Consider the following 24,670-nt stretch of genomic DNA (forward strand, 5'->3'; position numbering starts at 1 on the left):
ACCAAGGCCGCCCTGAGGCTAACGCACGACAGCAGAGCTCACGCCAGCTTGCCGTGGCACTGCTTGTACTTCTTGCCGCTGCCGCACGGGCAGGGGTCGTTGCGCCCCACGCGCGGGCCCTCGCGCACAGCCAGGCGGGGTTGCCCGTCGCGCAGCGTCTCCTCGTCCACCGTCGTTTCCACTTCGCCGGTTTCGGTGGGTGCGCTGTAGGTCACGTTGGAAATGCTCTCGGCGCGGTCTTCCATGTCCTCGGCGGCCTGCTCCAGCTGTTCACCAGACTGGATGCGCACCGTCATCAGCACCTTGGTCACCTCGTTCTTCACCGAGTCCAGCAACTGGCCGAACAGCTCGAACGCCTCGCGCTTGTACTCCTGCTTGGGCTGCTTCTGCGCGTAGCCGCGCAGGTGGATGCCCTGGCGCAGGTAGTCCAGCGAGCTCAGGTGCTCGCGCCACTGCGTGTCTATGCTTTGCAGCAGCACCATGCGCTCGAAATGCGTGAAGTTGTCGCTGCCCACCTGCGCCACCTTGGCGTCGAAAGAGGCATTCGCCGCTTCCAGCACCTTGGCCACGATTTCGTCCACGGTGACCGATTCGGCCTGGTCGACCCAGGTTCTCAGGTCCAGCTCCAGCTGCCAGTCGTCGGCCAGGGTCTTCTCCAGGCCGGCCAGGTCCCACTGCTCTTCCACCGACTCCTCGGGCACATACTGGTGCACCAGGTCGGTGAAGCAGCCTTCGCGCAGCGAGGCGATCTGCGCCCCCAGCTCAGTGGCGTCCAGAATCTCGTTGCGCTGCTGGTAGATCACCTTGCGCTGGTCGTTGGAAACGTCGTCGTACTCCAGCAGCTGCTTGCGCATGTCGAAGTTGCGCGCTTCCACCTTGCGCTGTGCGCTCTCGATGGAACGGGTGACGATGCCGGCCTCGATGGCCTCGCCTTCGGGCATCTTCAGGCGGTCCATGATGGCCTTGACGCGGTCGCCGGCAAAAATGCGCATCAGCTGGTCGTCCAGGCTGAGGTAAAAGCGCGACGAGCCCGGGTCACCCTGGCGGCCGGAACGGCCGCGCAGCTGGTTGTCGATGCGGCGGGATTCATGCCGCTCGGTGGCGATGATGCGCAGGCCACCCAGCCCGGTGACCTTCTCGTGGTCCAGCTTCCACTGTGCGCGCAACTCGGCGATGCGCGGCTCCTTGGCGGCGGCATCCATCGTCTCGTCCTGCTCCACCGCCTCGATCGCCTTTTCCACATTGCCGCCCAGCACGATGTCGGTGCCGCGGCCCGCCATGTTGGTGGCGATGGTGATCATCTTGGGCCGGCCGGCCTGGGCCACGATGTCGGCCTCGCGCGCGTGCTGCTTGGCGTTGAGCACCTGGTGCGGCAGCTTTTCCTTCTCCAGCAACTGGGCGATGATCTCCGAATTCTCGATCGAGGTCGTGCCCACCAGCACCGGCTGGCCGCGCTCGTAGCACTCGCGAATGTCCTGGATGGCGGCCACGTACTTCTCGTTGGTGGTCTTGTACACGCGGTCCAGCTGGTCGTCGCGCCGGCTGGGCCGGTTGGGCGGGATCACCGTGGTTTCCAGGCCATAGATTTCCTGGAACTCATAGGCCTCGGTGTCGGCCGTGCCGGTCATGCCGGCCAGCTTGCCGTACAGGCGGAAATAGTTCTGGAAGGTGATGGAGGCCAGTGTCTGGTTCTCGGCCTGGATGTCCACGCCTTCCTTCGCCTCCACCGCCTGGTGCAGGCCGTCGCTCCAGCGGCGGCCCGTCATCAGGCGGCCGGTGAACTCGTCGACGATCACCACCTCGCCGTCCTGCACCACGTAATGCTGGTCGCGCAGGTACAGGTGGGCGGCACGCAGCGCCGCGTTCAGGTGGTGCATCAGCGTGATGTTGGCCGGGTCGTACAGGCTGGCGCCCTCGGCGATCAACCCGGCCTGGGCCAGGATGCGCTCGGCGTTCTCGTGGCCTTGCTCGGTCAGGAACACCTGGCGGCTCTTCTCGTCCAGCGTGAAGTCGCCCGGCTTGGTCACGCCCTCGCCGGTGCGCGGGTCGGCCTCGCCCTCTTGGCGGGTCAGCACCGGCACCACGCGGTTGATGGCCACGTACAGCGCGGTGTGGTCCTCGGCCTGGCCGCTGATGATCAGCGGCGTGCGCGCCTCGTCGATCAGGATGGAGTCCACCTCGTCGACGATGGCGTAGTTCAGCCCGCGCTGCACGCGGTCGGCCACCTCGTAGACCATGTTGTCACGCAGGTAGTCGAAGCCGAATTCGTTGTTGGTGCCGTAGGTGATGTCGGCGCGGTAGGCGGCCTGCTTCTCCTCGCGCGGCATCTGCGGCAGGTTGATGCCCACCGACAGGCCCAGGAAGTTGTACAGCCGGCCCATCCACTTGGCGTCGCGGCTGGCCAGGTAGTCGTTCACCGTCACCACGTGCACGCCCTTGCCGGTCAGCGCGTTCAGGTAGACCGGCAGCGTGGCGGTCAGCGTCTTGCCCTCGCCGGTGCGCATTTCCGAGATCTTGCCCTGGTGCAGGGACATGCCGCCCAGCATCTGGACGTCGAAGTGGCGCATCTTCATCACCCGCTTGGAACCCTCACGCACCACCGCGAAGGCCTCGGGCAGCAGCGCGTCCAGCGTCTCGCCGTTGGCAACGCGCTCCTTGAACTCGGCCGTCTTGGCGCGCAGGTCATCGTCGCTGAGTTGCTCAAACTGCCCCTCCAGGGCGTTGATGCGTGTCACCACGGACCGGTACTGCTTGAGCAGGCGCTCATTGCGACTGCCGAAAATTTTGGTCAGGATATTGAATGCCATGAATGCACGACCGCCTTAGTTGTCAGCCCGGGCAGGGCCTGGATGGGACCGCAAGGCGGCGCAATCCTATTGTTTGTTTCAGGAACGAAATGGGGCCGGCACCGGTGAATGCAACGCCAAAGAAGGCATTTGCACCCGGAACTCGGCCAAACTTTTGATTTTACCTGCGGATGAGCGTTTGCTGCGCCGCACCGGAGGCTGGCCCCAGAGCCGGGGTGGCCGGCGGGGCCTGGGCCAGCGCCGTGCCCGGCCGGGCCGGGCCCACCGGGTTGGTGGCCGGTGCGGTCGTTCCGCCCAGGCGCGTCACGGTCTGCAGCGCCACTTGCGGACCCGGTTGCGGGCCAACTTGCGGACCGCCCATGGCCAGCGGCTTGCTGGCGGCCTGCTGCGCCGGCTTGGCAGCCTGCGGCGGCACAGCCGGTTTGGCTTGCTGCTGCGCAAATGCGGGCAGCTTCAGGCCGGCGTTGAGGAATTTCTGCGGGTCCTGGGGCACGTTTTGCACCAGCACCTCGAAATGCAGGTGCGAGCCGGTGGAGCGGCCGGTGGTACCCACTTCGGCGATCTTCTGGCCGCGCTTGATCAGGTCGCCCTTCTTGACGAACACCTTGGAGGTGTGGGCGTAACGGGTGATCAGGTCATTGCCGTGGTCCACCTCGATCATGTTGCCGTAGGCCGGGTGGTATTCCTGCGTCACCACCACACCGCCAGCGGCGGCAAAGATGGGGGTGCCGGTGTCGGCCTGGAAATCCAGCCCGGTGTGCAGCGCTGAGCCGCCGGTGAAAGGGTCGATGCGCCAGCCGAAGGACGAGCCCAGCACGGCGGTGGGGATGGGCAACTGCGTCGGCACCATCATGCTCTTGATCTTCTGCTCGAACAGGCGCGACTCGATCACAGTCAGGTAGTCGGTGCGCTGGTCGCTGAGCTTGTCCAGGTCGGCCAGGGTGATGTTGAGCTCTTCCAGCGTCAGTGGCCGGCCCGAGACCAGGGCACCGCCCTGGCCGGGCTTGGCCTTGATATCGGCCGGGTTGACACCGGCCAGGCCCGACACCCGCTCGCCCAGTGATTCCAGCTGCGCCATCTTGGCCTGCATCTCGCCCAGCTTGCGCGCCATCATGTCCAGGTTCTCGCGCATGTAGCGGTCGCGCTGCTCGAACTCGTCGCGCACCACCAGCTTGACCAGTGAGCCGATCACCGGCCAGCCCTCGCGCGCGCCCTTCAGGAACACCCAGTGGTACAGGCCGGCGGCCACCAGCATCAGGCAAAACGCCGCCAACAGGCCGGAGAAGACCAGCCTGGTGCCGCTGAGATGAACAGCCCGGCTCTTGGCGAGCCAGGCATCCGTGATAATCAAATGCATTACTACTACCGCTTCCTCTGACCCGCGCCACGGCGCAAACCCGCCATGACCCCTCGCCGCCACCAAGCCGTCAGCCTGCAACAGGCCACGCAGGATTCGCCCTCGCTGGCCCGGCTGACCGAGCTGGTGCGGGACTCCAGCGCGCGGCTGCAGGCCATACAGCCGCTGATACCGGCCGGCCTGCGCGCCAGCGTCAAGGCCGGTCCCATCGACGAGGGCGGCTGGTGCCTGCTGTTGGACAACACCGCCGCTGCCGCCAAGTTGCGGCAATTGCTGCCATCGCTGGAGGCGCATTTGCGCAGCAAGGGCTGGCAGGTTAACTCAATTCGGCTGAAGGTACAAATTCCGCAGGCCCGAAATCAGGTGTAACCTCTGATGCCAGGTTGCCGCCGATCACGTTGGCGCGGCTGCCCTATTGTATTCGGTAGCCATTCGGCCATGAAAAACGGCACCCGAAGGTGCCGCCTGGCTGGCTGAGGTGCAGCCAGCTTGGTCCGGAATCGCAATACCGGTGAGTCTGGGCCTGTTACTGCTGCTCGGCGCCGGCGTTTTTGCGGCGGCGGCTTGCGGCCAATCCAGCCAGAGCAACACCGAACAGGGCCAGGCCAACGGGTTCAGGCACGTCCGTGGGGTCAACAAAGAGGCTTGCAGTGCTCAGGAAGATATCCGGCCTGTCAAACACGTCCACAGCGAGGTTCCAACCCATGGCGTCGTACGCGGCCAAATCCATGGCCGTGATGCCCAATGACTCACAACGGCCGGCGGTCGGGTCCAGGATGCCGATGGGCGTCTTGGTCGGGTTGGAGCAGTTCACGCCACCCGCATAGGTGTTGTCCTTCCAGTGAGAGGCCTGGCGGCCGTCACCGCTGTACTGACCGGTGGAGTAATTGCCGGTCAGGCCGCCCAAAGACACAGCCGTCGCACCCTTGTCCAGCGAGAAGTAGGTCGGGGTACCGCCCGCCGACCAGTCCAGATAGGCGCCACCGGGGGCCAGGTTGGTTGAGTCAGCGCTGTAGCGGAACAAGTCGAGCGCCGAGTTGATGACGAAGTTGTTGAGATTGCTGGTATTTGCTGCATTGGGGCCACCGGGGCCAAACGAGTCATAGGTGTCAACGCCAGAAACGAAGCCCAGTGCATGCCCGATCTCGTGGATCGCGATGCCCAGGAAATCGTAGCTGTTGTTGGCTATGCCGTTGGTCGGGTCGAAGTCAAAGGAAAAGCTGCTGGAAAAAGTGATGGTCGCGTCGGCGCCGGTCAGGCCGGTGAATCCCAGCGCCTTGGCGTTTGCACGGGTGAGGGCAAGACCGTAGTTGTTTGCGCTGCCGTCAGCATCCAACAGCTTGGTCGTGGTGTCCACCCCTTGTTTGGCTGCATTCTTGTAGCCACTCGTGATCACGGACAGCGCACCGTTGGCGTCCAGCGTGGGCATGTTGGCGACGGCCTGGACGTCCAGCGCGGACTTGTTCGCGTTGGCGGCCAAAAGGGCTTCGACATCCTCCGTGAAAACCCCGACTCGCGGGGACGAAGTGGAACCCAGGATGCCAGCGCCCAGGGGACCGTACCCGACATTGAGGTTGATGGTCACATTGTTGGTCAACATGTGGCTCCAGAAAGCAGCAGCCTTGCTGAAGCCTATGGCGGCATCCGAACCGGGCGTAACGCCGCCCACATTGTTGAGAACAATGTTCGCAGCGTTTGCCGAAGAAGTGGCGCCCAAGCTCAGCGCCACAGCTGCAGCCGCAGCAAGCCGCCGAAAGGAGGGGCGCTTCAACAGACTCTTTTTTGCACCAATGTATGCCATGTAACAGACTCCAAAAGGAAAATGGGCTCTGACACACACGAGTCAGATACCGTAGGCACACGAGAGCAAGTTATGAGCCATGTCCGATAGGCTATAGAAATAGCCTTACGAATCAGAGGTTTACAAAAACTTTTCACAAATGCGTGAATTTTTTCACACAGAGAGTGTTAAGTTTTTCGACAATCACTGTCTGCCAGTGACGAAAGCCTGAGCCAAGAAAAACCCGCTGCGCTGGGAAGCGAGCGGGTTTTGAGGGTTCTTGCCACTGCGTGAACAGTGAGGTGGTGCCGATTGTCGGACTCGAACTGACGACCTACCGCTTACAAGGCGGGTGCTCTACCAACTGAGCTAAACCGGCACGGGGTGGATTTTACTTGATGCGTGTCAGCGTGGGCCGCTGGGTGGGGGCAGACGGTGGCCGGGGCGGCTCGGGCGTGTCGTCGCCAGCGCTGGCGCCCGGCTCGCCGCCGTCCACCGGGGCCAGCTGGATGTGCTTGGGCGAAGCGCCTGAGTCAGCGGCTGCGTCCTTGGCCGGCGCGCCGGCGCGGGCCGCGGGTGCGCTCTCGCCCACCGGGCGCATGCCCGGCTCGACCAGCGGGAAGGCCATGCCCTGCCCGGTTTCGCGCGCATACACAGCGATGACGCGGTCCACCGGCACCATGATCTCGCGCGCCACGCCGGCAAAGCGGGCCTTGAACTCGATGAACTCGTTGCCCAGCTTCAGCGAGCTGGTGGCGTCAAAGCTGATGTTGAGGACGATCTCGCCGTCCTTCACGTACTCGCGCGGCACCTGCACGCTGTCGTCCACCATCACCGCCACATACGGGGTGAAGCCATTGTCGGTGCACCACTCGTACAGCGCCCGAATCAGGTAGGGGCGGGTGGAGGTGGCGCTTTGGGCATCGATCATGAAAAAAGGCGGCGAAGTGAGGATCTGCGAACGGGTGGCCGCTAGCTTACCTCACTTGCCGCCCCTGTCTGGCTGGCTTACCAACGCTTACTTGCGCATCACCTTTTCCGACGGCGTCAGCGCCTCGATATAGGCCGGGCGCGAGAAGATGCGCTCGGCATACTTCAGCAGCGGCGCGGCGTTCTTGCTCAGGTCGATGCCGTAGTAGTCCAGGCGCCACAGCAGCGGCGCGATGGCCACGTCCAGCATGGAGAAGTTGTCACCCAGCATGTACTTGTTCTTCAGGAACACCGGTGCCAGCTGCGTCAGGCGGTCGCGGATGTGTGCGCGCGCCTTCTCCAGCACCTTCTCGTTGCCCTTGGCCACGCGGGATTCGAGCGTGGAGACGTGCACGAACAGCTCCTTCTCGAAGTTCAGCAGGAACAGGCGCACGCGGGCACGGTCCACCGGGTCGCCGGGCATCAGCTGCGGGTGGGGGAAGCGCTCGTCGATGTACTCGTTGATGATGTTGGACTCATACAGGATGAGGTCTCGCTCGACCAGGATAGGCACCTGGCCGTACGGATTCATCACGCTGATGTCCTCGGGCTTGTTGTACAAGTCAACGTCGCGGATCTCGAAATCCATGCCTTTTTCGAACAGCACAAACCGGCAACGGTGGGAAAAGGGGCAGGTGGTTCCTGAATACAGCACCATCATGGCAACGGACTCCTAAAAAGTAAAAAAGAGCGGGTTGCCGCGGCAACCCACCCTGGGGACTGGGGCGGTGCCGCATTCGTGACGCGGCACCGGCTGGGGAACGGACGACTTACTTGACGTTCTTCCAGTAGGACGCATTCAGGCGCCAGGTCATGAAGGTCAGCACCAGCAGGAACAGCAGCACCCACACGCCCACGCGCACACGGGTGTTGGCGGCCGGCTCACCCATCCATTGCAGGTAGTTCACCAGGTCGCCCACGGCCTGGTCGTATTGCAGCGGCGTCAGCGTGCCGGGGGTGACTTGCTCCCAACCCTTCAGCACTTCTTCCTGGTGGCCGTGCACTTCCTTGACCTCGTAAATGGGCTTGCGCACGCCCTGCAGCTCCCACAGCACATGGGGCATGCCGACGCTGGGGAACACCAGGTTGTTCCAGCCGGTGGCCTTGGTGTCGTCGGCGTAGTAGGTGCGCAGGTAGGTGTATAGGTAGTCGGCACCGGAGCCCTTGCCGCCGGCCGAACGCGAGCGCGCGATCACGCTCAGGTCGGGCGGGTTGGCGCCAAACCAGGCCTTGGCCTGTTTGGGGTCGATGGCCGCCTTCATGGTGTCGCCCACCTTGTCGGTGGCGAACAGCAGGTTGTCCTTGATCTGCTGCTCGGTCAGGCCGATGTCGGTCATGCGGTTGTAGCGCATGAAAGCGGCCGAGTGGCAGTTCAGGCAGTAGTTGACGAACAGCTTGGCGCCGTGCTGCAGCGAGACCAGGTCGTTGGTGGCGTTGGGTGCCTTGTCCCAAGCCGGGCCGCCTTCATTGGCTTGCGCGCCGGTCACCAGGCCGGCCGCCATCAGCAAAGCGAGTATGAGCTTCTTCATTTTGTTGTTTTCTCCAGCGACTTAGTGGGCGGCGAAGGTGACACGGCTGGGCACCGGCTTGGGCGTTCCCAGGCGGCTCCACCACGGCATCAGGATGAAGAAACCGAAATAGAACATCGTGCCCACTTGCGACACCCGCTCGCCGATGGGCGACGGCGGTTGCACGCCCAGGTACGCCAGCACGACAAAGTTGACGACGAACACGGCATACACCCACTTGTGCCAGCTCGGGCGGTAGCGGATCGACAGCACCGGGCTGTTGTCCAGCCAGGGCAGGCCGAACAGGATGACGACGGCACCACCCATGATCACCACGCCCCAGAACTTGGCGTCGGTGCTCAGCATCATGGCCACCACCACGGCGGCCACCGCCAGGATGGCAGCCTTGATGAAGCTGGGCAGCTTGAACTTGACGACGCTGAAAATCGCGCCGCCAGCCACGCAGGCAATCAGCACATACACCATTTCGGTGGTGATGGCGCGCAGCATGGAATAGTAAGGCGTGAAGTACCACACCGGCGCGATGTGCGGCGGCGTCTTCAGCGGGTCCGCCGGGATGAAGTTGTTGTACTCCAGGAAATAGCCGCCAACTTCAGGCGCGAAGAACACGATGGCCGTGAACACCATCAGGAACATGCAGACGGCAAAGATGTCGTGCACGGTGTAGTACGGGTGGAAGGGGATGCCGTCCAGCGGGATGCCGTTCTTGTCCTTGGTGGCCTTGATCTCCACGCCGTCGGGGTTGTTGGAACCCACTTCGTGCAGCGCGATGATGTGCGCCACCACCAGGCCCAGCAGCACCAGCGGCACCGCGATGACGTGGAAGCTGAAGAAGCGGTTCAGCGTGGCGTCGCCCACCACGTAGTCGCCGCGGATCAGCAGCGCCAGGTCGGGGCCGACGAAGGGGATGGCGGCAAACAGGTTGACGATCACCTGGGCGCCCCAGTAGCTCATCTGGCCCCAGGGCAGCAGGTAGCCCATGAAGGCCTCGGCCATCAGGCACAGGAAGATGGCGCAGCCGAAGACCCAGATCAGCTCACGGGGCTTGCGGTAACTGCCATACATCAGGCCGCGGAACATGTGCAGGTAGACCACGACGAAGAAGGCCGAGGCGCCGGTGGAGTGCATGTAGCGCACCAGCCAGCCCCAGGGCACGTCGCGCATGATGTACTCGACCGAGCCGAACGCCAGCGCGGCGTCGGGCTTGTAGTTCATGGTCAGGAAGATGCCGGTGACGATCTGTATCACCAGCACCAGCATGGCCAGCGAGCCAAACATGTACCAGAAGTTGAAGTTCTTCGGCGCGTAGTACTCACTCATGTGCTCCTTGAAGAGCGTGGTGAGCGGGAAGCGGTTGTCGACCCAGTTCAGCAGCTTTTCAGCCGCCGGCGCGTTGGGGGAGATTTCTTTCATTTCAGCCATCGTGTGCTCCGGTGCAGCTTCTTCTTATCAGGCCTTCTTGTCCTCACCGATCAGCAGGCGGCTGTCGGAGAGGTACATGTGCGGAGGCACTTCCAGGTTGTCGGGCGCGGGCTTGTTCTTGTAGACGCGGCCCGACATGTCGAAGGTGGAGCCGTGGCAGGGGCACAGGAAACCGCCGGCCCAGTTGTCGGGCAGCGAGGGCTGCGGGCCGGGCGTGAACTTGTCGGAGGGCGAGCAGCCCAGGTGCGAGCAGATGCCCACCACCACCAGGATTTCGGGCTTGATGGAGCGGTAGTCGGGGTTGTCCTTGAGCGCATAGGCGGGGGTCAGCTCGCTGGGCTTGCGCTCGGATTTCGGATCGGCCAGCAGGCCGTCCACGGTTTTCAGCGCGGCCAGCTGCTCAGGCGTGCGCTTGACGATCCACACCGGCTTGCCGCGCCATTCGACGGTCAGTTTTTCGCCGGCTTTCAGCCCAGAGATGTCCACTTCCACGGCCGCGCCGGCGGCCTTGGCGCGCTCGGAAGGCTGGAAAGTGCTGACAAAAGGCACGGCAGCGGCAATGCCGCCCACCACACCAGCGCAGCTCGACGTGATCAACCAGGTTCTTTTGCTCGGGTCGATCTTATCGCTACCGGCGGCAAGAGATTCACTCATGAGTATCCTCAGGGAACATGACTACAAGGGTAACGTGGGATTGTAGCTGACCGCCTGTTGCAAATTCAATGCCGGGTTTTGTGTTGACGCCGCGTAAAAAGCAGGCAAAAAGGCGTCAAACTAGGGTGGCTGATCCAAAAACTGTGTTAGCCGGAAAACAGCGCGTCCACCAACAACAAAGGAGTACTCAGCATGGGCATGGTGCAGGAATTCAAGGAATTCGCCGTCAAGGGCAATGTGGTCGACCTCGCGGTGGGTGTGATCATCGGCGGCGCCTTCGGCAAGATCGTCGATTCGGTGGTGGGCGACCTCATCATGCCAGTGATAGGCGCGATCGTCGGCAAGCTGGACTTTTCCAACATGTTCGTGGTGCTGGGCAGCGTGCCCGCGGGCAACGCCGGCACGCTGGAGGCGCTGAAAAAGGCTGGTGTGCCGGTGTTCGCCTATGGCAACTTCATCACCGTGGCGGTCAACTTCGTGATTCTGGCCTTCATCATCTTCCTGATGGTCAAGCAGATCAACAAGCTGAAAAAAGAGGCACCGGCGCCGGAGCCGGCACCTGTCGTCACACCAGAAGACGTGCTGCTGCTGCGCGAAATCCGCGACAGCCTGAAAAAGTAAAGTTGGCCGGTACCTAGCGGCTGAGCTGGCGCGCCATGCGGATGGCGGCCAGCAGGCTGGCCGCATCGGCCCGGCCGCTGCCGGCAATGTCAAAGGCGGTGCCGTGGTCCGGGCTGGTGCGCACCAGCGGCAGGCCCAGCGTCACATTGACGCCCTGCTCCACCCCCAGGTACTTGACCGGGATCAGCCCCTGGTCGTGGTACATGGCGACCACGGCGTCGAATTCGCCCTGGCGCGCGCGCATGAACACCGTGTCCGGCGCATAAGGCCCCAGCGCATCCACGCCCTGCGAGCGCGCCTGCGCCATGGCCGGCTGCAGCACCTCGATCTCCTCGCGGCCGAACAGCCCGCCCTCGCCCGCGTGCGGGTTCAGCCCGGCCACCGCCAGCCTGGGCGCGCGGCCCAGTTGCCGGCGCAGCGCCGCATCGGCCACCCGCAGCGTCTGCAACACGTTGTCGTGGGTGACGGCCGCCAGCGCGTCGCGCAAGGCCATGTGGATACTGACCAGCACCACCCGCAGCTCGTCATTGGCCAGCATCATGCGCACCGGCACATCGGCCAACGGGCGCTGCAGGAATGCCGCCGCCTGGGCCTGCAGGATTTCGGTGTGGCCGGGGTAGCCGGCGTAAAGGGCACCGGCCGCCGCCAAGGCCTCCTTGTGCAGCGGCGCCGTCACCAGCGCGGCCACCTCGCCGCGCAAGGCGGCCTGGGCCGCCCACACCAGGCAGCGTCCAGACATTTCACCGGCCTGCGCGCTGACCTGGCCCGGCGGCACCGCGTCCAACGCCAGCGGCGCCCCAACCTGCAACACCGGGATGCACTGTGGCGGCACGGCCCAAGCGTCCTCGGCGATGGCGATGCGCGCCACCGGCAGCGGCACGCCGCCCAGCCAGCCGGCGGCACGGCGCATGGCGCCCACATCACCAGCCACAAAGCAGCCCTGCAGCAGTTCCGGCGCGTCGCGAAACGCCTTGGCGATGATCTCCGGGCCGATGCCGGCAGCATCGCCCAGCGTGATGGCCATGGGTTGAGGTACAGCGGCCATGGCTTCAGGCCGGGTTGTCCATGTCGATGAACTGGTGGCGCAGCCCCAGTGCAGCGGCCACATGGCCGGCCACGGCGGGCGCGCCATAGCGCTCGCTGGCGTGGTGGCCGCAGGCCAGGAAGGCCACGCCGCACTCGCGCGCATAGTGCGCCTGCGGCTCGGAAATCTCGCCGGTGATGAAGGCGTCGGCCCCGGCGGCAATCGCGGCCTCGAAATAGCCCTGGGCGCCGCCAGTGCACCAGGCGATGCGGCGCAGGGGTTTGCCGTCACCGCCGCCAACACAAGTCACGCTGCGGCCCAGCACCTGTGCCACATGGCCGGCCAGCGCGGCGGCGCCGGCAAATTCGCCGGCCACCGGCGCACCCAGAAAACCCAGCTCCTGCTCGCCAAAGCGGCCGTCTGCCACCAGGCCCAGTTGCAAGCCCAGCTGCGCGTTGTTGCCCAGCTCGGGGTGGGCGTCCAGCGGCAGGTGGTAGGCGAACAGGTTGATGTCGTGGCGCAGCAGCAGCGCCAGGCGCTGCTTCATCCAGCCGGTCACGCGGCCGTCCTGCCCACGCCAGAACAGGCCGTGGTGCACGAACAGGCTGTCGGCACCGGCGGCGATGGCGGCCTCGATCAGCGCCAGGCTGGCGGTGACGCCAGAGACGATGTGCCGCACCTCGCGCGCGCCCTCCACCTGCAGGCCATTGGGCCCGTAATCGCGAAAACGCCCGGGTTGCAGCAGGTCATCGAAAGCTTGCAGGACGGTGGCGCGGTCGGTCGTGCGGTCGGTCATGCGCGTGATTGTCGGTCAATCCGCCCCGGCTTCGGGCGGGCGGGCCACCTCCAGGCTGCTGTCGCAGCCGCTGCCAGCGGCAATCCAGCGCGGCGCCCAGCGGCGCAGACCGGCGGCAAGCGGCCGGGCCAGGGGTTGCAGCCAGGCTGGCAGCGCGGCCCGTGCCACCTCGCCCGGCACGCTCAGGCTGCCGCAAACGTAGCGCCGGCCGTCACCGTCCCAGCGCACCGCCATGCACGCGCCCTGGCGGCGACGCGACAGCAGCACACCCAACGGGCAGGGTTCCAGCAGGCAGCAGACACCGCAGCCGTTGCACGCCTGGCCCAGCGCGGGCTTGGGCGGCGCTTCGGGCTGGATGTGGATGAGGGTGTGCTGGATGCTCATTTGGGCTTGGACCAATTGTGCGCGTGACCGGCCTGTTGTTGCCGACGCGCTGGAAGCCTGATTCGCTGGCTGCCGACGCCGCTGGGGCGCGTGGCTACGCGGATGTCCTCCGGGCCTACGGCCCTCCCCCTTGATTCCGCTCCGCCACACGCCCCAGCGACTTCGGGTCCATTGGCACGCTGAGCGCTAGAAAACCGGCACGCCCACCACCCCAGCAAGATCAGGTCGATGCGGCATTCGGCGCAGCGGCATCAAGGAGGAGGGCCGAAGGCCCGGGGGACAGCCGCGGAGCCGAGTGCCGTGTCGGCCTGATCCCGCCAACCAGGGCGGGGAACCGGCAATCCCCGAACGCCAGCATTTGCGCGGCTTTGAGCGGTTTTTTCTTTTGTTGGGCGAAGCTTGCCTTTGGCGCAGGCGCCCTACAATTTGACGCATGAAGCGCTTGTGGTTGCTCTTTTCCCAAACCGTGACGGTGCTGCTGGCCGCCTACTTTGTCGTCGCGACGCTGAAGCCCGACTGGGTCGCACGGCGCGGCCTGGCCAATGCCGCGTTTTCGCTGGTTGAGGCGCCGGCGACCAATCCGGGCGCAGTGCCCTTCGGCAGCTTCCGGCAAGCGGCGCAGAAGGCATCGGCCGCCGTGGTCAGCATCAACACCAGCAAGACGGCGCGCCGCAACGACAAGAGCGGCGACCCCTGGTTCCGCTTCTTCTTCGGCGACCAGGGCAACGAGCCGCAAATGGGGCTGGGCAGCGGCGTCATCGTCAGCACCAGCGGCTACGTGCTGACCAACAACCATGTGATCGAAGGCGCCGACGAGATCGAGGTCATCCTCAACGACGCCCGCCACGCGCACGGCAAGGTGATAGGCACCGATCCCGAGACCGACCTGGCGATCCTGAAGATCGACCTGGACCGCCTGCCGGTGATCGTGCTGGGCAATTCAGACAGCCTGCAGGTGGGCGACCAGGTGCTGGCCATCGGCAACCCCTTCGGTGTCGGGCAGACGGTGACTGGCGGCATCGTCAGCGCGCTGGGGCGCAACCAGTTGGGCATCAACACGTTTGAGAACTTCATCCAGACCGACGCTGCCATCAACCCCGGCAACTCCGGTGGCGCGCTGGTGGACACCAACGGCAACCTGCTGGGCATCAACACCGCCATCTACTCGCGCTCGGGCGGCAGCATGGGCATAGGCTTTGCCATCCCCGTCTCCACCGCCAAGCTGGTGCTGGAAGGCATCGTCAAGGACGGCCTGGTGACGCGCGGCTGGATAGGCGTGGAGCCGCAGGACCTGACGCCCGAGCTGGCCGAGACCTTCGGCGTGAAACCGCCGAAAAACACCAACGGCGAAGGCTACCAGGGCGTGATCATGGCCGGCGTGCTGCAAAACGGCCCAGCCGCGCAGGCCGGCATCCACCCCGGCGATGTGATCCTGGACATTGCCGAGAAGCCGGTCAACAGTGTGTCGGAGTTGCTGTCGGTGGTGGCGGCGCTGAAACCCGGCAAACCGGTACCCGTCACGCTGGTGCGCGCCGCCGGCAAGCTCAGTGTCACCGTGACGCCGGGCCAGCGCCAGCGCGCCAAGGCGCCCGCGCCCCGCTAGCCCTGACCGGGTGCGTCGGCTTCGCTGGGCGTTTCGGGCGCCTGCGTGTGCTTGATGAAGATCTGCGCCGCCCAGATGCCCATCTCGTACAGCAGGCACATGGGCACCAGCAGCGCGATCATGGACACCGGATCGGGTGGCGTCACCAGGCCGGCTGCTGCCGCCGCGCCAACGATGAAATACGCGCGCCAGGCCTTCAGCTGCTTGACGGTCACCAAACCCATGCGCGCCAGGATGACTACGGCGATGGGCACCTCAAAGGCGACGCCAAAGGCCAGGAACATGGTGATGACGAAGTCCAGGTAGGCTTCGATGTCGGGGCTGACAGCGACCGAGATCGGCGCCATCTTCTGGATCGCCGGAAAGGCCTGGCCAAAGACGAAGAAATAGCAGAACGCCGCCCCGGTGTAGAACAGGATCGTGCTGGCCGCAACGAGTGGCACCACCAACCGACGCTCGTGCTGGTACAGCCCCGGCGCCACGAAGGCCCAGACCTGGTACAGGATCCACGGCAGCGACAGGCCAATCGACGCCATCACCGTCACTTTGATGGGCACCAGGAAGGGCGAGACCACGCCCACCGCGATCATCTTCGAGCCGTCGGGCAGCGATTTGACCAGCGGCAGCGCCATCAGGTCGTACAGGTGCGACGGCCCGGGAAAGAAGCACAGCACCGCGAAGATGGCGCCGACGCCATAGATTGCGTACAGCAACCGGTCACGCAACTCCACCAGGTGGGCGATGAAGGGCTGCTCGGTGCCCGCGAGCTCGTCTTCTTTGTCTTTGTTGGAAGGGTCAGTCATGCCGGGTGAATTCGGTGTTCAGGGGCGGCGTGCGCCCGGGGCGGCGCGGCTCACGCCGTCTTCTTGGGCCGGAAGCGGGCCACCCGCGCGGCGCCCGACAAGGCCTTGGAGCGGACACCGTTGCGGACCTTGTACCACTGGGGCGTGGCGCCCTGCTTGAGCCGCCAGTTCTTTTTAGGGTGTTTGTAGCTGGGGTAGGCCGCTGGCGGCTCGGCCAGCGCCGTGTTGCCGTTGGTGGCATCGGCCCAGCTGTGCTCGAAGTCGCGCGCGGTGGACTGGATGGAGCTTTCCACCTCCTGGGCGGCGCCCACCACCACGTCCTTCATCTTTTTCAGCTCGTCAAGCTCCATGGAGCGGCTGACCTCGGACTTCACATCGGCCACATAGCGGCGTGCCCGACCCAGCAGCGCGCCCAACGTGCGCGCCACGCCCGGCAACTTTTCCGGGCCGATGACCACGAGCGCAATCCCGCCAATGATGGCGAGCTTGGTAACGCCTATGTCCAGCATGGGCAGTCAGTCCAGGGGCAAGCGTGCGCTGACCGCAGATCAGGTCTTGGTCTTGGCTTCAACGTCGATCGCATCCTTGTTGGCGGCGACCGGCGCGGTGCTGGTGACCTGCTGCGCGGGGGGCACAACCGCGGGCTGGCCCTCGGCCGGCTTGTCGCCATCCTTCATGCCGTCCTTGAAGCCCTTGACGGCCCCACCCAGGTCGGAGCCGATGTTGCGCAGCTTCTTGGTGCCAAAAATGACGATGATGATGACCAGGAAGATCAGCAAGTGTGTGGTGGAAAAACCCATGACGCGCTCCTATGCATTCAGTCTGATTTTAGTCCTCGCGGGGAGGCCGCGCCCTGATACCTGACTCGCCGGCCCGGCCGGCCCCAAAACCGTGTCAACCCCGCAACCACGGGCGTGGCCCGCCCAAMACGTGGAAATGCAGGTGGTGCACCTCCTGGCCACCCTCGGCCCCGGTGTTGCTGACCAGCCGGAAGCCCCCTTCCGGATACGGCCCGCAGCCCTCCTGCGCGGCCAGCCTGGGCACCAGGGCCATCATGCGCCCCATCAGCGCCGCGTGCCCGTCGTCCAACTGCGCCATGGAGGCGATGTGCTGCTTGGGAATCAGCAGGAAATGCACCGGCGCCCATGGGTTGATGTCGTGAAAGGCGTAGACCTCGTCGTCCTGGTACACCAGCTTGGACGGGATCTTGCCGGCCACGATCTTGCAAAAGATGCAATTTGGATCGGTGCCTGCGGCATTGGTTCCAGCGCTGTCGCTCATGCGGGGGTCTCCATGGGCAAGCCCTTGTTCATGGCCACCATGCCGCTGATGATGCGGTACAAGAACCACAGGGAGATGACAATCCAGGCGACCCAGCCCGGGAACAGGAACAGCAGCCACAAGGGCAGCGTCACGATGTACAGCAGGCCGGCAATCAGCACCGAGCGTATGCGCCAGCGGAAATGCGAAGCATGCCAGGTGCCTTCGGCGTCCGACCGTTTCACCAGGTCAAGCACCAGCGCCACCAGCAGCAGCAGCGCGCCGAACTGCCCGCCGGGCACCAGCGCGCTGACCGCCACGACCAAGTGCAGGATGTAGCTGATCATGCCCACCGTGTTCAGCGACTGCAGGCGCTGCACGCTCGCCGCGTTGTCTATCGTGTCAGGGATCATGCCGGGTCTCCATCGCGCAACACCGCCTTGCGCAAGGCTTTTTCCTCAATGCCGCTGGTGCCGGCGCGCCGGTCCAGCTCGGCCACCACATCGGCGGGCTTCAGGCCATAGTGTGCCAGCGCCACCATGCAGTGGAACCACAGGTCGGCCATTTCACTGACCACCTTGGCGGTGTCGCCGCCGTGGTCGGCGTCCTTGGCGGCCAGCACCACCTCGGTAGCCTCTTCACCAATCTTCTTCAGGAAGGCGTCCGGCCCCTTGTGCAGCAGCCGCGCCACATAGCTGGCTTCGGGGTCGCCGCCGCGCGCGGGCAGGCGGCTTTCTATCACCGCCGCCAGCCTGGCCAGCGAATCCGCCGTGGAAAAGCTTGCTTCAGCCATGTTCATTCGACTCACTTGTAGATGCTTGCCGGGTCTTTCAAGACCGGCTCGGTGGTTTCCCATTGACGCTGGCCGGTGCTTGCGCCATCTTTCAGCAACTGGAAGAAACAGCTGTGACGGCCGGTGTGGCAGGCAATGCCGGGCTCATGGCCCAGCTGGGTCACCTTCAGCAGCAGCACGTCGTTGTCGCAGTCCATGCGGATCTCATGGACCGTCTGCACATGGCCGGATTCCTCGCCCTTGGCCCACAGTTTGGCGCGCGAGCGGCTGAAATACACGGCACGGCCGGTCTCGGCCGTCTGCTGCAGCGCGGCGCGGTTCATCCAGGCGAACATCAGCACATCGCCGCTGCCCTGCTCCTGCGCAATCACGGGAATCAGCCCCTGGGCGTCCCATTTCACATCGTCTAGCCAGTCCATGGAGCCATTGTCGGTGAAATTGCCCCCACGTCCGGCCGCAAGTCCCCTTGGAGCAGCCCGGCGGCAAAACCTCAAATCCTCACCGGGATGCCGCGCGCAGCCATGTGCGCCTTGGCCTGGCCCACGGTGTATTCGCCGTAGTGGAAGATGCTGGCCGCCAGCACCGCATCGGCGCGGCCCAGTTGGATGCCATCGGCCAGGTGGTCCAGGTTGCCCACACCACCGGAGGCGATCACCGGCACGCTGACGGCGTCGCTGACGGCACGCGTCAGCGTCAGATCGAAGCCGGACTTGGTGCCGTCGCGGTCCATGCTGGTCAGCAAAATCTCGCCAGCACCACGGCGCGCCATCTCGCTGGCCCAGGCGACAGCGTCCAGGCCCGTGTTCTTGCGTCCACCGTGGCTGTAGACGTCCCAGCCGGAGCCTACGGGCTGGCCGTTGGCGTCCAGGCGCTGGGCGTCGGCTTCGCTGCGGCGCTTGGCGTCAATGGCCACCACGATGCACTGAGCGCCGTACTTGGCCGAGGCGTCTTCAATCACCTTCGGGTTGGCGATGGCTGCGGAGTTGAAACTGGTCTTGTCGGCGCCGGCGTTCAGCAGCCGACGCACATCGTCCACCGTGCGCACGCCACCACCCACCGTCAGCGGGATGAACACCTGCGAAGCCACCGCCTCGATCATGTGCAGGATCAGCCCACGGTCGTCGCTGGTGGCGGTGATATCCAGAAAGGTCAGCTCATCTGCGCCCTGCTCGTTGTAGCGCGCAGCGATCTCCACCGGGTCACCGGCATCGCGCAGCTCAACGAAGTTGACGCCCTTGACGACCCGCCCGCCCGTCACGTCCAGGCAGGGGATGATGCGTTTAGCGAGCATTCAACTCATCTGCACGGGTTTGGGCAGCGGCGAAATCGAGGTCGCCGCTGTAGATTGCACGGCCACAGATCACACCCTCCACCCCTTCACTCTGCACTGCGCACAGCGCCTCGATGTCGGCGATGTTGCTCAGGCCCCCGGAGGCGATCACCGGAATGCTCAGTGCCTGCGCCAGCTTGACGGTGGCTTCGATGTTGATGCCCGACAGCATGCCGTCGCGCCCGATGTCGGTGTAGATGATGGACTCGACGCCGTAGTCCTCGAATTTCTTGCCCAGATCGACGACCTCATGGCGCGTCAGCTTGCTCCAGCCGTCGGTGGCCACCTTGCCGTCCTTGGCGTCCAGGCCGACGATGATGTGGCCGCCAAAGGCGGTGCAGGCGTCCTGCAGGAAACCAGGGTTTTTCACCGCCGCCGTGCCGACGATGACGTAGCGCAGGCCGGCGTCCAGGTAGCGCTCAATGGTGTCCAGGTCGCGGATGCCGCCGCCCAGCTGCACATCGATCTCGCCGCCCACTTCCTTCAGGATCTTGCGGATGGCGGCCTCGTTTTTCGGGTGGCCGGCGAAGGCGCCGTTCAAGTCCACCAGGTGCAGGCGGCGCGCACCCTTGCTCACCCAGCTGCGCGCCATCGCGGCCGGGTCCTCGCCAAAGGTGGTGGATTGGTCCATGTCGCCTTGTTTCAGGCGTACGCAATGGCCATCCTTCAGGTCAATCGCGGGAATGAGAAGCATCTTGTGGTCAGGCGGGTCGGAGCAACAAGCCCGGCGAGCATGAATGGGTGAAAAAAAGCGTTCCTGCGGCCCTTCAGAACCAGGTCTCAGGGCTTCCAGTGCAGGAAGTTGCGGTACAGGGCAAGTCCGTGTTCGGCACTTTTTTCAGGGTGGAATTGGGTGGCAAAAATATTATCGCGTGCAATGGCGGCCGTAAAGCGCCCGCCGTACTCGGTCTCGCCAGCGCTGTGGCGCGCATCAGACGGTTGGGCATAAAAGCTGTGCACGAAATAGAACCAGGCGGCATCGGGCACTCCGCCCCAGATCGGGTGCGGCTGCGCCTGGAACACCTGGTTCCAGCCCATTTGCGGCACCTTGTAGCGGCTGCCGTCGGCCTGCAGACGGCCACCGAGCTCGAACTTCACCACCTCGCCGGGGATCAGGCCCAGGCCAGGCGTGCCGCCGTTGGGGCCTTCGGCGCTGTGGTCCAGCAGCATCTGCATGCCCACGCAGACGCCAAACAGCGGCTTGCTGGCGGCGGCTTCCAGCACGCTGTCTTGCAGGCCGGATTCGCGCAGTTCGCGCATGCAGTCGCGCATGGCGCCCTGCCCCGGCAGCACCACGCGCTCGGCCGCGCGCACCTCTTCGGGGCGCGAGGTGATGACCACGTGGTAACCCGTGTCCAGCGCCACCGCCTGCACCGCCTGCGACACCGAGCGCAGGTTGCCCATGCCGTAATCCACCACGGCCACGGTCTTGTTCATGACGGCCTCATATCGGTTGAGGACAGAGCTTGTCTGCTACGCAGCCTGCGGTCTGTCCCGCAAAGTCTCACAAAGAACCTTTGGTGGACGGAATCACACCGGCCGAGCGCGGGTCCAGCTCGGTGGCGGCGCGCAGCGCGCGCGCAAAGGCCTTGAACACGGTTTCCGCCTGGTGGTGGGCGTTGTCGCCGCGCAGGTTGTCGATGTGCAGCGTCACCAGCGCGTGGTTGACGAAGCCCTGGAAGAACTCGTGCGTCAACTGGGTGTCGAAGCCACCCACCATGCCACTCTTGAAGGGCACATTCAGCGTCAGCCCGGGGCGGCCGGAGAAGTCGACCACCACGCGGCTCAGCGCCTCGTCCAGCGGCACATAGGCGTGGCCGTAGCGGCGTATGCCCTTTTTGTCACCAATCGCCTTGGCCACGGCCTGGCCCAGGGTGATGCCCACGTCTTCCACGGTGTGGTGGCCGTCGATGTGCAAATCGCCCTTGGCGTCAATGTCCAGGTCGATCAGCCCGTGGCGGGCGATCTGGTCCAGCATGTGGTCGAAAAAGCCGATGCCGGTGGAAAGCCGGGCCTGGCCGGTGCCGTCCAGGTTCACTTTGACGGTGATCTGGGTCTCGGCGGTGTTGCGCGTGACCTGCGCGCTGCGCGGCTGGGAGGATGGAGAATCCGTGCTCATGCCACTATTGTCCCCGAAAGCGGCGTCACCGCGCCTCCTTCAGGGCAATGCGGCGCGCAGCGCGTCCAGCAGCAGCGTGTTCTCGTCTTCGGTACCCACCGTCAAACGCAGGCAGTTGGCCAGCAGCGGGTGCATTTTGGAGACATTCTTCACCAGCAGCTTGCGCGCTTTCAGCGTTTCAAACACCGCCTGCGCATCCGGCACGCGCACCAGCACCATGTTGGCTTCGCTGGGCCAGACCTTCAGGCCCTGCAACTGTTGCAGGCCCTGCAGCAGCCGCGCGCGCTGGGCACGCAGCTCGGCCGCCTGCTGGGCGAACACCTGCGCATGCTCCAGCGCAAACAGGCCGCACTCGTAGTTCAACACGCTGATGTTGTAGGGCGGACGCAGCTTGTCGATCTCTTGCACCAGCGCGGCCGGGCCCATCATGTAGCCCAGGCGCACGCCGGCCAGGCCGAACTTGCTCATGGTGCGCATCAGCAGCACGTGGCTGTGGCGTGCCGGGTCGCGACGTATCGCGTCCAGCCAGGTGCGGGATGAAAACGGCTGGTAGGCCTCGTCCATCACCACCAGGCCACCCAGCTCGGCCTGCAAGGCGATGATGTGGCTGATGGCCGCTTCGTCCCACAGGTTGGCGGTGGGGTTGTTGGGGTAGGCCAGGTAGACGATGGCGGGGCGGTGCTCACGCATCGCGGCCAGCATGGCGGCTTCGTCCAGCTCGAAGTCCGCCGTCAGCGGCACGCCAACGAAGCGCAGGCCCTGCAACTGGGCACTCATCGCGTACATCACGAAGCCGGGCAGCGGCGCCAGGATGGTGGCTGGGGCGCCATCGGCTGCGGGCACGTCGCAAGCCATGGCGATCAGCGAGATCAGCTCGTCCGAGCCGTTGCCCAGCATCAACGCGTGGCCTTCGGGCATTCCTGCATGGGTGGCCAGCGCGCGGCGCAGGTCGTTGACGCGGCCGTCTGGATAGCGGTTCAGCGCCAGCGCGCCCAGGCGGCGGCCCAGCTCGGCCTGCAGCTCAGGCGGCAGACGGTGCGGGTTCTCCATGGCATCCAGCTTGACCATGCCGGCCGAATCCTGGATGGCATAGGCGTGCATGGACACCACGTCCTGGCGGATGCGGGTCTGGATGATGCGGGACAAAAGATCGGTGCTCTCGGTGCTCATGTGGCGGTGCCCAGGCGGGCGGCTCAGGGGGATGTCTTGAGGCGCATCTCGGCCGCGCGCGCGTGCGCCTGCAGCCCTTCGCCGTGGGCCAGCTCGGAAGCGATCAGCCCCAGCGCCTGCGCGCCGGCCTCGCTGACCTCGATGATGCTGGAGCGCTTCTGGAAGTCGTACACGCCCAGCGGGCTGGAAAAACGCGCCGTGCCGCTGGTGGGCAACACGTGGTTGGGGCCGGCGCAGTAATCCCCCAGCGATTCGCTGGTGAAGGCGCCCAGGAAGATGGCGCCGGCATGCTTGAGCAGCGGCTCCCAGCGGTGCGGTTCGCTGCTGCTGATCTCCAGGTGCTCAGGCGCGATGCGGTTGCTGATGGCGCAGGCCTCTTCCATGTCGCGCGTCAGGATCAGCGCACCGCGGTCGTTCAGCGACTTGGCGATGATGGCCGCGCGCGGCATCTCGGGCAGCAGGCGGTCAATCGCGGCCTGCACCTGCGCGATGTAGCCCGGGTCGGGGCACAGCAGGATGCTTTGCGCCAGCTCGTCGTGCTCGGCCTGGCTGAACAGGTCCATCGCCACCCAGTCCGCGGGCGTGCTGCCGTCGGCCAGCACCAGGATCTCGCTCGGGCCGGCGATCATGTCTATGCCCACGGTGCCGAACACCCGGCGCTTGGCCGAGGCCACGTAGGCATTCCCCGGGCCGGTGATCTTGTCCACCTTCGGGATGGTGGCGGTGCCATGGGCCAGCGCCGCCACCGCCTGGGCGCCGCCCACGGTAAAGGCCCGGTGCACACCGGCCACATAGGCGGCAGCCAGCACCATCAGGTTCTTCTCGCCGCGCGGCGTTGGCACCACCATGATGATCTCGCCCACGCCGGCCACCTGGGCCGGAATGGCGTTCATCAGCACCGAGGACGGGTAGGTGGCCTTGCCGCCGGGCACGTAGATGCCCACGCGGTCCAGCGGCGTGACCTTCTGGCCCAGCAGGCTGCCCTGGTCGTCCTTGTAGCTCCAGCTTTCACCGCTGGCACGTTTTTGCGCCTGGTGGTAGGTGCGCACGCGCTGGGCGGCGGCCTGCAAGGCGTCGCGCTGGCGCGCGGGAATGGCGTCGAAGGCGGCCTTCAGCTCAGCCTGGCTGAGTTCCAGCTCGGCCAGGCTGGCAGCGGCCACGCCGTCAAAGCGCTGCGTGTACTCGAGCACGGCGGCGTCGCCACGGCGGCGCACATCGTCCACGATGGCGGCCACGGTGCCCTCGATGGCCGAATCGGTCTCGCTGGACCAGTGCAGGCGCTGCTGGAAGCGGGCTTCGAAATCGGCCTCGGTGGTGGCCAGCTGCAAGGGGGCGGCGGTGAGCGTCACGGCAAGCCCCTCACTGGCCCACCGCAGCCGAGAAGGCGTCGATGATGCGGCGCAGCGGTTCGGGCTTGAGCTTCAGCGCCGCCTGGTTGACCACCAGCAGCGAGCTGATGTCCATGATGCGCTCCACCTCCACCAACTGGTTGGCCTTCAAGGTGTTGCCGGTGGACACCAGGTCCACGATGGCGTCGGCCAGGCCGGTCAGTGGCGCCAGCTCCATGCTGCCGTACAGCTTGATCAGGTCCACGTGCACGCCCTTGGCGGCGAAGAATTCGCGCGCGATGGTGAGGTACTTGGTGGCCACCCGCAGGCGCGAACCCTGGCGCACCGCCTGCGCATAGTCAAAATCAGCGCGCACCGCCACGCTGATGCGGCACTTGGCGATGCGCAGATCCAGCGGCTGGTACAGGCCCTGGCCGCCATGCTCCAGCAGCGTGTCCTTGCCGACGATGCCGATGTCGGCGCCGCCGTACTGCACGTAGGTGGGCACGTCGCTGGCGCGCACCAGCACCACGCGCACGTCGTCGCGGCTGGTCTGCAGGATCAGCTTGCGGGATTTTTCCGGATCGTCCAGCACCTCAATGCCGGCGGCCCGCAGCAGCGGCAGCGTCTCGTCAAAAATGCGGCCCTTGGACAGTGCCAGCGTGATCATGGCTGCGGCCCCTGCGCGGCCCACTCTGCCGGCGTGTAGGTTTTCATCGACAGCGCGTGCACCTCGTCGGTGTGCATGCGCGCGCCCAGCGTGGCATAGACACGCTGGTGGCGCTGTATCGCACGCTTGCCCTCGAATTCGCTGGACACGATGGTGGCGTACCAATGGCGGCCGTCACCTTCCAGTTCGCACAGCTGGCACGGCAGCGAGGCTTCAATCAAATGCTTCAGTTCGTCGGCGGTCATGGTGAA

28 protein-coding genes, 1 tRNA gene and 1 pseudogene are annotated in these 24,670 nt (G+C 65.3%); 3 read left to right on the top strand and 27 right to left on the bottom strand.

Annotated elements, in window-relative coordinates; translation table 11 throughout:
- Positions 1-38 precede the first annotated feature (38 nt).
- Together secA and AC1DX2_RS19090 are read right to left on the bottom strand one after the other, a co-directional pair.
- Positions 39-2,807 (bottom strand): preprotein translocase subunit SecA, encoded by a 2,769-nt coding sequence (secA, locus tag AC1DX2_RS19085; RefSeq protein WP_477197981.1) that lies wholly within the window; start codon positions 2,805-2,807, stop codon positions 39-41.
- A gap of 403 nt (positions 2,808-3,210) precedes the next feature.
- A pseudogene (locus tag AC1DX2_RS19090) lies at positions 3,211-4,164 on the bottom strand (M23 family metallopeptidase); the annotation flags it as partial.
- Between the two features lie 45 nt (positions 4,165-4,209).
- Here AC1DX2_RS19090 and AC1DX2_RS19095 point away from each other — a divergent pair.
- Positions 4,210-4,533 (top strand): hypothetical protein, encoded by a 324-nt coding sequence (locus AC1DX2_RS19095; protein ID WP_477197982.1) that lies wholly within the window; start codon positions 4,210-4,212, stop codon positions 4,531-4,533.
- A 157-nt stretch (positions 4,534-4,690) separates the two neighbouring features.
- Here the strand turns inward: AC1DX2_RS19095 and AC1DX2_RS19100 are convergent, their stop codons facing one another.
- The 7 genes from AC1DX2_RS19100 to petA all read right to left on the bottom strand — a co-directional run bounded on the left by AC1DX2_RS19100 (position 4,691) and on the right by petA (position 10,518).
- On the bottom strand, positions 4,691-5,965 hold the full coding sequence (locus AC1DX2_RS19100; protein ID WP_477197983.1) for an NF038122 family metalloprotease: 1,275 nt from the start codon (positions 5,963-5,965) through the stop codon (positions 4,691-4,693).
- A 282-nt stretch (positions 5,966-6,247) separates the two neighbouring features.
- Positions 6,248-6,323, bottom strand: a tRNA-Thr gene (locus AC1DX2_RS19105).
- A 12-nt stretch (positions 6,324-6,335) separates the two neighbouring features.
- Positions 6,336-6,875 (bottom strand): ClpXP protease specificity-enhancing factor, encoded by a 540-nt coding sequence (locus tag AC1DX2_RS19110; RefSeq protein ID WP_477197984.1) that lies wholly within the window; start codon positions 6,873-6,875, stop codon positions 6,336-6,338.
- 87 nt (positions 6,876-6,962) lie between these two features.
- Entirely contained in the window at positions 6,963-7,574 is a 612-nt protein-coding gene (locus AC1DX2_RS19115) for a glutathione S-transferase N-terminal domain-containing protein (protein WP_477197985.1), read from the bottom strand.
- 109 nt (positions 7,575-7,683) lie between these two features.
- Entirely contained in the window at positions 7,684-8,442 is a 759-nt protein-coding gene (locus tag AC1DX2_RS19120; protein ID WP_477197986.1) for a cytochrome c1, read from the bottom strand.
- A gap of 21 nt (positions 8,443-8,463) precedes the next feature.
- Complete coding sequence (locus AC1DX2_RS19125) at positions 8,464-9,864, bottom strand: cytochrome b (RefSeq protein WP_477197987.1); 1,401 nt, start codon at positions 9,862-9,864, stop codon at positions 8,464-8,466.
- A gap of 27 nt (positions 9,865-9,891) precedes the next feature.
- On the bottom strand, positions 9,892-10,518 hold the full coding sequence (gene petA / locus AC1DX2_RS19130) for a ubiquinol-cytochrome c reductase iron-sulfur subunit (RefSeq protein ID WP_477197988.1): 627 nt from the start codon (positions 10,516-10,518) through the stop codon (positions 9,892-9,894).
- A 192-nt stretch (positions 10,519-10,710) separates the two neighbouring features.
- Between petA and mscL the strand changes: the two genes are divergently transcribed.
- The gene (mscL, locus tag AC1DX2_RS19135; protein ID WP_477197989.1) at positions 10,711-11,139 is read left to right on the top strand and encodes a large conductance mechanosensitive channel protein MscL; all 429 of its coding nucleotides are present in this window, start codon (positions 10,711-10,713) and stop codon (positions 11,137-11,139) included.
- Between the two features lie 13 nt (positions 11,140-11,152).
- Here the strand turns inward: mscL and pdxA are convergent, their stop codons facing one another.
- The 3 genes from pdxA to AC1DX2_RS19150 are packed head-to-tail and all read right to left on the bottom strand — an operon-like array spanning position 11,153 to position 13,343.
- Positions 11,153-12,184: a 4-hydroxythreonine-4-phosphate dehydrogenase PdxA gene (gene pdxA / locus AC1DX2_RS19140; RefSeq protein ID WP_477197990.1), complete on the bottom strand. Its 1,032-nt coding sequence runs from the start codon at positions 12,182-12,184 to the stop codon at positions 11,153-11,155.
- A 4-nt stretch (positions 12,185-12,188) separates the two neighbouring features.
- The gene (locus AC1DX2_RS19145) at positions 12,189-12,959 is read right to left on the bottom strand and encodes a Nif3-like dinuclear metal center hexameric protein (RefSeq protein ID WP_477197991.1); all 771 of its coding nucleotides are present in this window, start codon (positions 12,957-12,959) and stop codon (positions 12,189-12,191) included.
- 15 nt (positions 12,960-12,974) lie between these two features.
- Positions 12,975-13,343, bottom strand: a complete 369-nt coding sequence (locus AC1DX2_RS19150) for a hypothetical protein (protein WP_477197992.1) — start codon at positions 13,341-13,343, stop codon at positions 12,975-12,977.
- A gap of 433 nt (positions 13,344-13,776) precedes the next feature.
- Here AC1DX2_RS19150 and AC1DX2_RS19155 point away from each other — a divergent pair, with 433 nt between their 5' ends.
- A complete protein-coding gene (locus tag AC1DX2_RS19155; RefSeq protein ID WP_477197993.1) occupies positions 13,777-14,946 on the top strand; it encodes a trypsin-like peptidase domain-containing protein in 1,170 nt (389 codons plus the stop codon).
- Here the strand turns inward: AC1DX2_RS19155 and tatC are convergent.
- The 15 genes from tatC to AC1DX2_RS19230 all read right to left on the bottom strand — a co-directional run bounded on the left by tatC (position 14,943) and on the right by AC1DX2_RS19230 (position 24,664).
- On the bottom strand, positions 14,943-15,749 hold the full coding sequence (tatC, locus tag AC1DX2_RS19160) for a twin-arginine translocase subunit TatC (RefSeq protein WP_477197994.1): 807 nt from the start codon (positions 15,747-15,749) through the stop codon (positions 14,943-14,945). The two genes, AC1DX2_RS19155 and tatC, sit on opposite strands and share 4 nt — an antisense overlap.
- A 50-nt stretch (positions 15,750-15,799) precedes the next feature.
- Entirely contained in the window at positions 15,800-16,258 is a 459-nt protein-coding gene (locus tag AC1DX2_RS19165) for a Sec-independent protein translocase subunit TatA/TatB (RefSeq protein ID WP_477197995.1), read from the bottom strand.
- A gap of 39 nt (positions 16,259-16,297) precedes the next feature.
- A complete protein-coding gene (gene tatA, locus AC1DX2_RS19170) occupies positions 16,298-16,549 on the bottom strand; it encodes a Sec-independent protein translocase subunit TatA (protein ID WP_477197996.1) in 252 nt (83 codons plus the stop codon).
- A 94-nt stretch (positions 16,550-16,643) separates the two neighbouring features.
- Complete coding sequence (locus AC1DX2_RS19175; RefSeq protein WP_477197997.1) at positions 16,644-17,030, bottom strand: histidine triad nucleotide-binding protein; 387 nt, start codon at positions 17,028-17,030, stop codon at positions 16,644-16,646.
- Positions 17,027-17,422: a DUF4870 family protein gene (locus tag AC1DX2_RS19180; RefSeq protein ID WP_477197998.1), complete on the bottom strand. Its 396-nt coding sequence runs from the start codon at positions 17,420-17,422 to the stop codon at positions 17,027-17,029. The genes AC1DX2_RS19175 and AC1DX2_RS19180 overlap by 4 nt, the downstream gene beginning before the upstream one ends.
- A complete protein-coding gene (locus AC1DX2_RS19185; protein WP_477197999.1) occupies positions 17,419-17,802 on the bottom strand; it encodes a phosphoribosyl-ATP diphosphatase in 384 nt (127 codons plus the stop codon). The genes AC1DX2_RS19180 and AC1DX2_RS19185 overlap by 4 nt, the downstream gene beginning before the upstream one ends.
- An 11-nt stretch (positions 17,803-17,813) precedes the next feature.
- Positions 17,814-18,221 (bottom strand): phosphoribosyl-AMP cyclohydrolase, encoded by a 408-nt coding sequence (hisI, locus tag AC1DX2_RS19190; RefSeq protein ID WP_477198000.1) that lies wholly within the window; start codon positions 18,219-18,221, stop codon positions 17,814-17,816.
- Between the two features lie 71 nt (positions 18,222-18,292).
- Entirely contained in the window at positions 18,293-19,093 is an 801-nt protein-coding gene (gene hisF / locus AC1DX2_RS19195) for an imidazole glycerol phosphate synthase subunit HisF (RefSeq protein WP_477198001.1), read from the bottom strand.
- On the bottom strand, positions 19,083-19,826 hold the full coding sequence (gene hisA, locus AC1DX2_RS19200; RefSeq protein ID WP_477198002.1) for a 1-(5-phosphoribosyl)-5-[(5-phosphoribosylamino)methylideneamino]imidazole-4-carboxamide isomerase: 744 nt from the start codon (positions 19,824-19,826) through the stop codon (positions 19,083-19,085). Before hisA ends, hisF begins: the two co-directional genes overlap by 11 nt.
- A gap of 86 nt (positions 19,827-19,912) precedes the next feature.
- Positions 19,913-20,569: an imidazole glycerol phosphate synthase subunit HisH gene (gene hisH / locus AC1DX2_RS19205; RefSeq protein ID WP_477198003.1), complete on the bottom strand. Its 657-nt coding sequence runs from the start codon at positions 20,567-20,569 to the stop codon at positions 19,913-19,915.
- A gap of 67 nt (positions 20,570-20,636) precedes the next feature.
- Entirely contained in the window at positions 20,637-21,251 is a 615-nt protein-coding gene (gene hisB, locus AC1DX2_RS19210) for an imidazoleglycerol-phosphate dehydratase HisB (protein ID WP_477198004.1), read from the bottom strand.
- A 39-nt stretch (positions 21,252-21,290) separates the two neighbouring features.
- Positions 21,291-22,421, bottom strand: coding sequence for a histidinol-phosphate transaminase (hisC, locus tag AC1DX2_RS19215; RefSeq protein WP_477198005.1), 1,131 nt, complete (start codon positions 22,419-22,421; stop codon positions 21,291-21,293).
- 23 nt (positions 22,422-22,444) lie between these two features.
- Positions 22,445-23,770, bottom strand: coding sequence for a histidinol dehydrogenase (gene hisD, locus AC1DX2_RS19220; protein ID WP_477198006.1), 1,326 nt, complete (start codon positions 23,768-23,770; stop codon positions 22,445-22,447).
- Positions 23,771-23,780: 10 nt separating this feature from the next.
- On the bottom strand, positions 23,781-24,419 hold the full coding sequence (hisG, locus tag AC1DX2_RS19225; protein ID WP_477198007.1) for an ATP phosphoribosyltransferase: 639 nt from the start codon (positions 24,417-24,419) through the stop codon (positions 23,781-23,783).
- Positions 24,416-24,664: a BolA family protein gene (locus tag AC1DX2_RS19230; RefSeq protein WP_477198008.1), complete on the bottom strand. Its 249-nt coding sequence runs from the start codon at positions 24,662-24,664 to the stop codon at positions 24,416-24,418. The genes hisG and AC1DX2_RS19230 overlap by 4 nt, the downstream gene beginning before the upstream one ends.
- Positions 24,665-24,670: the final 6 nt, after the last annotated feature.

It is taken from the genome of Hylemonella sp. P2_B10 (assembly GCF_056404875.1).

Bases quoted from the DNA above. Each gene is read 5' to 3' on its own strand.
- AC1DX2_RS19100 (WP_477197983.1), bottom strand. From the start codon at position 5,965: ATGGCATACATTGGTGCAAAAAAGAGTCTGTTGAAGCGCCCCTCCTTT.
- tatA (WP_477197996.1), bottom strand. From the start codon at position 16,549: ATGGGTTTTTCCACCACACACTTGCTGATCTTCCTGGTCATCATCATC.
- AC1DX2_RS19095 (WP_477197982.1), top strand. From the start codon at position 4,210: ATGACCCCTCGCCGCCACCAAGCCGTCAGCCTGCAACAGGCCACGCAG.
- AC1DX2_RS19155 (WP_477197993.1), top strand. From the start codon at position 13,777: ATGAAGCGCTTGTGGTTGCTCTTTTCCCAAACCGTGACGGTGCTGCTG.
- AC1DX2_RS19125 (WP_477197987.1), bottom strand. From the start codon at position 9,864: ATGGCTGAAATGAAAGAAATCTCCCCCAACGCGCCGGCGGCTGAAAAG.
- AC1DX2_RS19115 (WP_477197985.1), bottom strand. From the start codon at position 7,574: ATGATGGTGCTGTATTCAGGAACCACCTGCCCCTTTTCCCACCGTTGC.
- AC1DX2_RS19180 (WP_477197998.1), bottom strand. From the start codon at position 17,422: ATGATCCCTGACACGATAGACAACGCGGCGAGCGTGCAGCGCCTGCAG.
- hisF (WP_477198001.1), bottom strand. From the start codon at position 19,093: ATGCTCGCTAAACGCATCATCCCCTGCCTGGACGTGACGGGCGGGCGG.
- hisB (WP_477198004.1), bottom strand. From the start codon at position 21,251: ATGAGCACGGATTCTCCATCCTCCCAGCCGCGCAGCGCGCAGGTCACG.
- tatC (WP_477197994.1), bottom strand. From the start codon at position 15,749: ATGACTGACCCTTCCAACAAAGACAAAGAAGACGAGCTCGCGGGCACC.
- hisH (WP_477198003.1), bottom strand. From the start codon at position 20,569: ATGAACAAGACCGTGGCCGTGGTGGATTACGGCATGGGCAACCTGCGC.
- AC1DX2_RS19185 (WP_477197999.1), bottom strand. From the start codon at position 17,802: ATGGCTGAAGCAAGCTTTTCCACGGCGGATTCGCTGGCCAGGCTGGCG.
- hisG (WP_477198007.1), bottom strand. From the start codon at position 24,419: ATGATCACGCTGGCACTGTCCAAGGGCCGCATTTTTGACGAGACGCTG.
- petA (WP_477197988.1), bottom strand. From the start codon at position 10,518: ATGAGTGAATCTCTTGCCGCCGGTAGCGATAAGATCGACCCGAGCAAA.
- hisA (WP_477198002.1), bottom strand. From the start codon at position 19,826: ATGCTTCTCATTCCCGCGATTGACCTGAAGGATGGCCATTGCGTACGC.
- AC1DX2_RS19165 (WP_477197995.1), bottom strand. From the start codon at position 16,258: ATGCTGGACATAGGCGTTACCAAGCTCGCCATCATTGGCGGGATTGCG.
- AC1DX2_RS19145 (WP_477197991.1), bottom strand. From the start codon at position 12,959: ATGACCGACCGCACGACCGACCGCGCCACCGTCCTGCAAGCTTTCGAT.
- AC1DX2_RS19110 (WP_477197984.1), bottom strand. From the start codon at position 6,875: ATGATCGATGCCCAAAGCGCCACCTCCACCCGCCCCTACCTGATTCGG.
- pdxA (WP_477197990.1), bottom strand. From the start codon at position 12,184: ATGGCCGCTGTACCTCAACCCATGGCCATCACGCTGGGCGATGCTGCC.
- AC1DX2_RS19150 (WP_477197992.1), bottom strand. From the start codon at position 13,343: ATGAGCATCCAGCACACCCTCATCCACATCCAGCCCGAAGCGCCGCCC.
- AC1DX2_RS19120 (WP_477197986.1), bottom strand. From the start codon at position 8,442: ATGAAGAAGCTCATACTCGCTTTGCTGATGGCGGCCGGCCTGGTGACC.
- hisI (WP_477198000.1), bottom strand. From the start codon at position 18,221: ATGGACTGGCTAGACGATGTGAAATGGGACGCCCAGGGGCTGATTCCC.
- hisC (WP_477198005.1), bottom strand. From the start codon at position 22,421: ATGAGCACCGAGAGCACCGATCTTTTGTCCCGCATCATCCAGACCCGC.
- mscL (WP_477197989.1), top strand. From the start codon at position 10,711: ATGGGCATGGTGCAGGAATTCAAGGAATTCGCCGTCAAGGGCAATGTG.
- secA (WP_477197981.1), bottom strand. From the start codon at position 2,807: ATGGCATTCAATATCCTGACCAAAATTTTCGGCAGTCGCAATGAGCGC.
- AC1DX2_RS19230 (WP_477198008.1), bottom strand. From the start codon at position 24,664: ATGACCGCCGACGAACTGAAGCATTTGATTGAAGCCTCGCTGCCGTGC.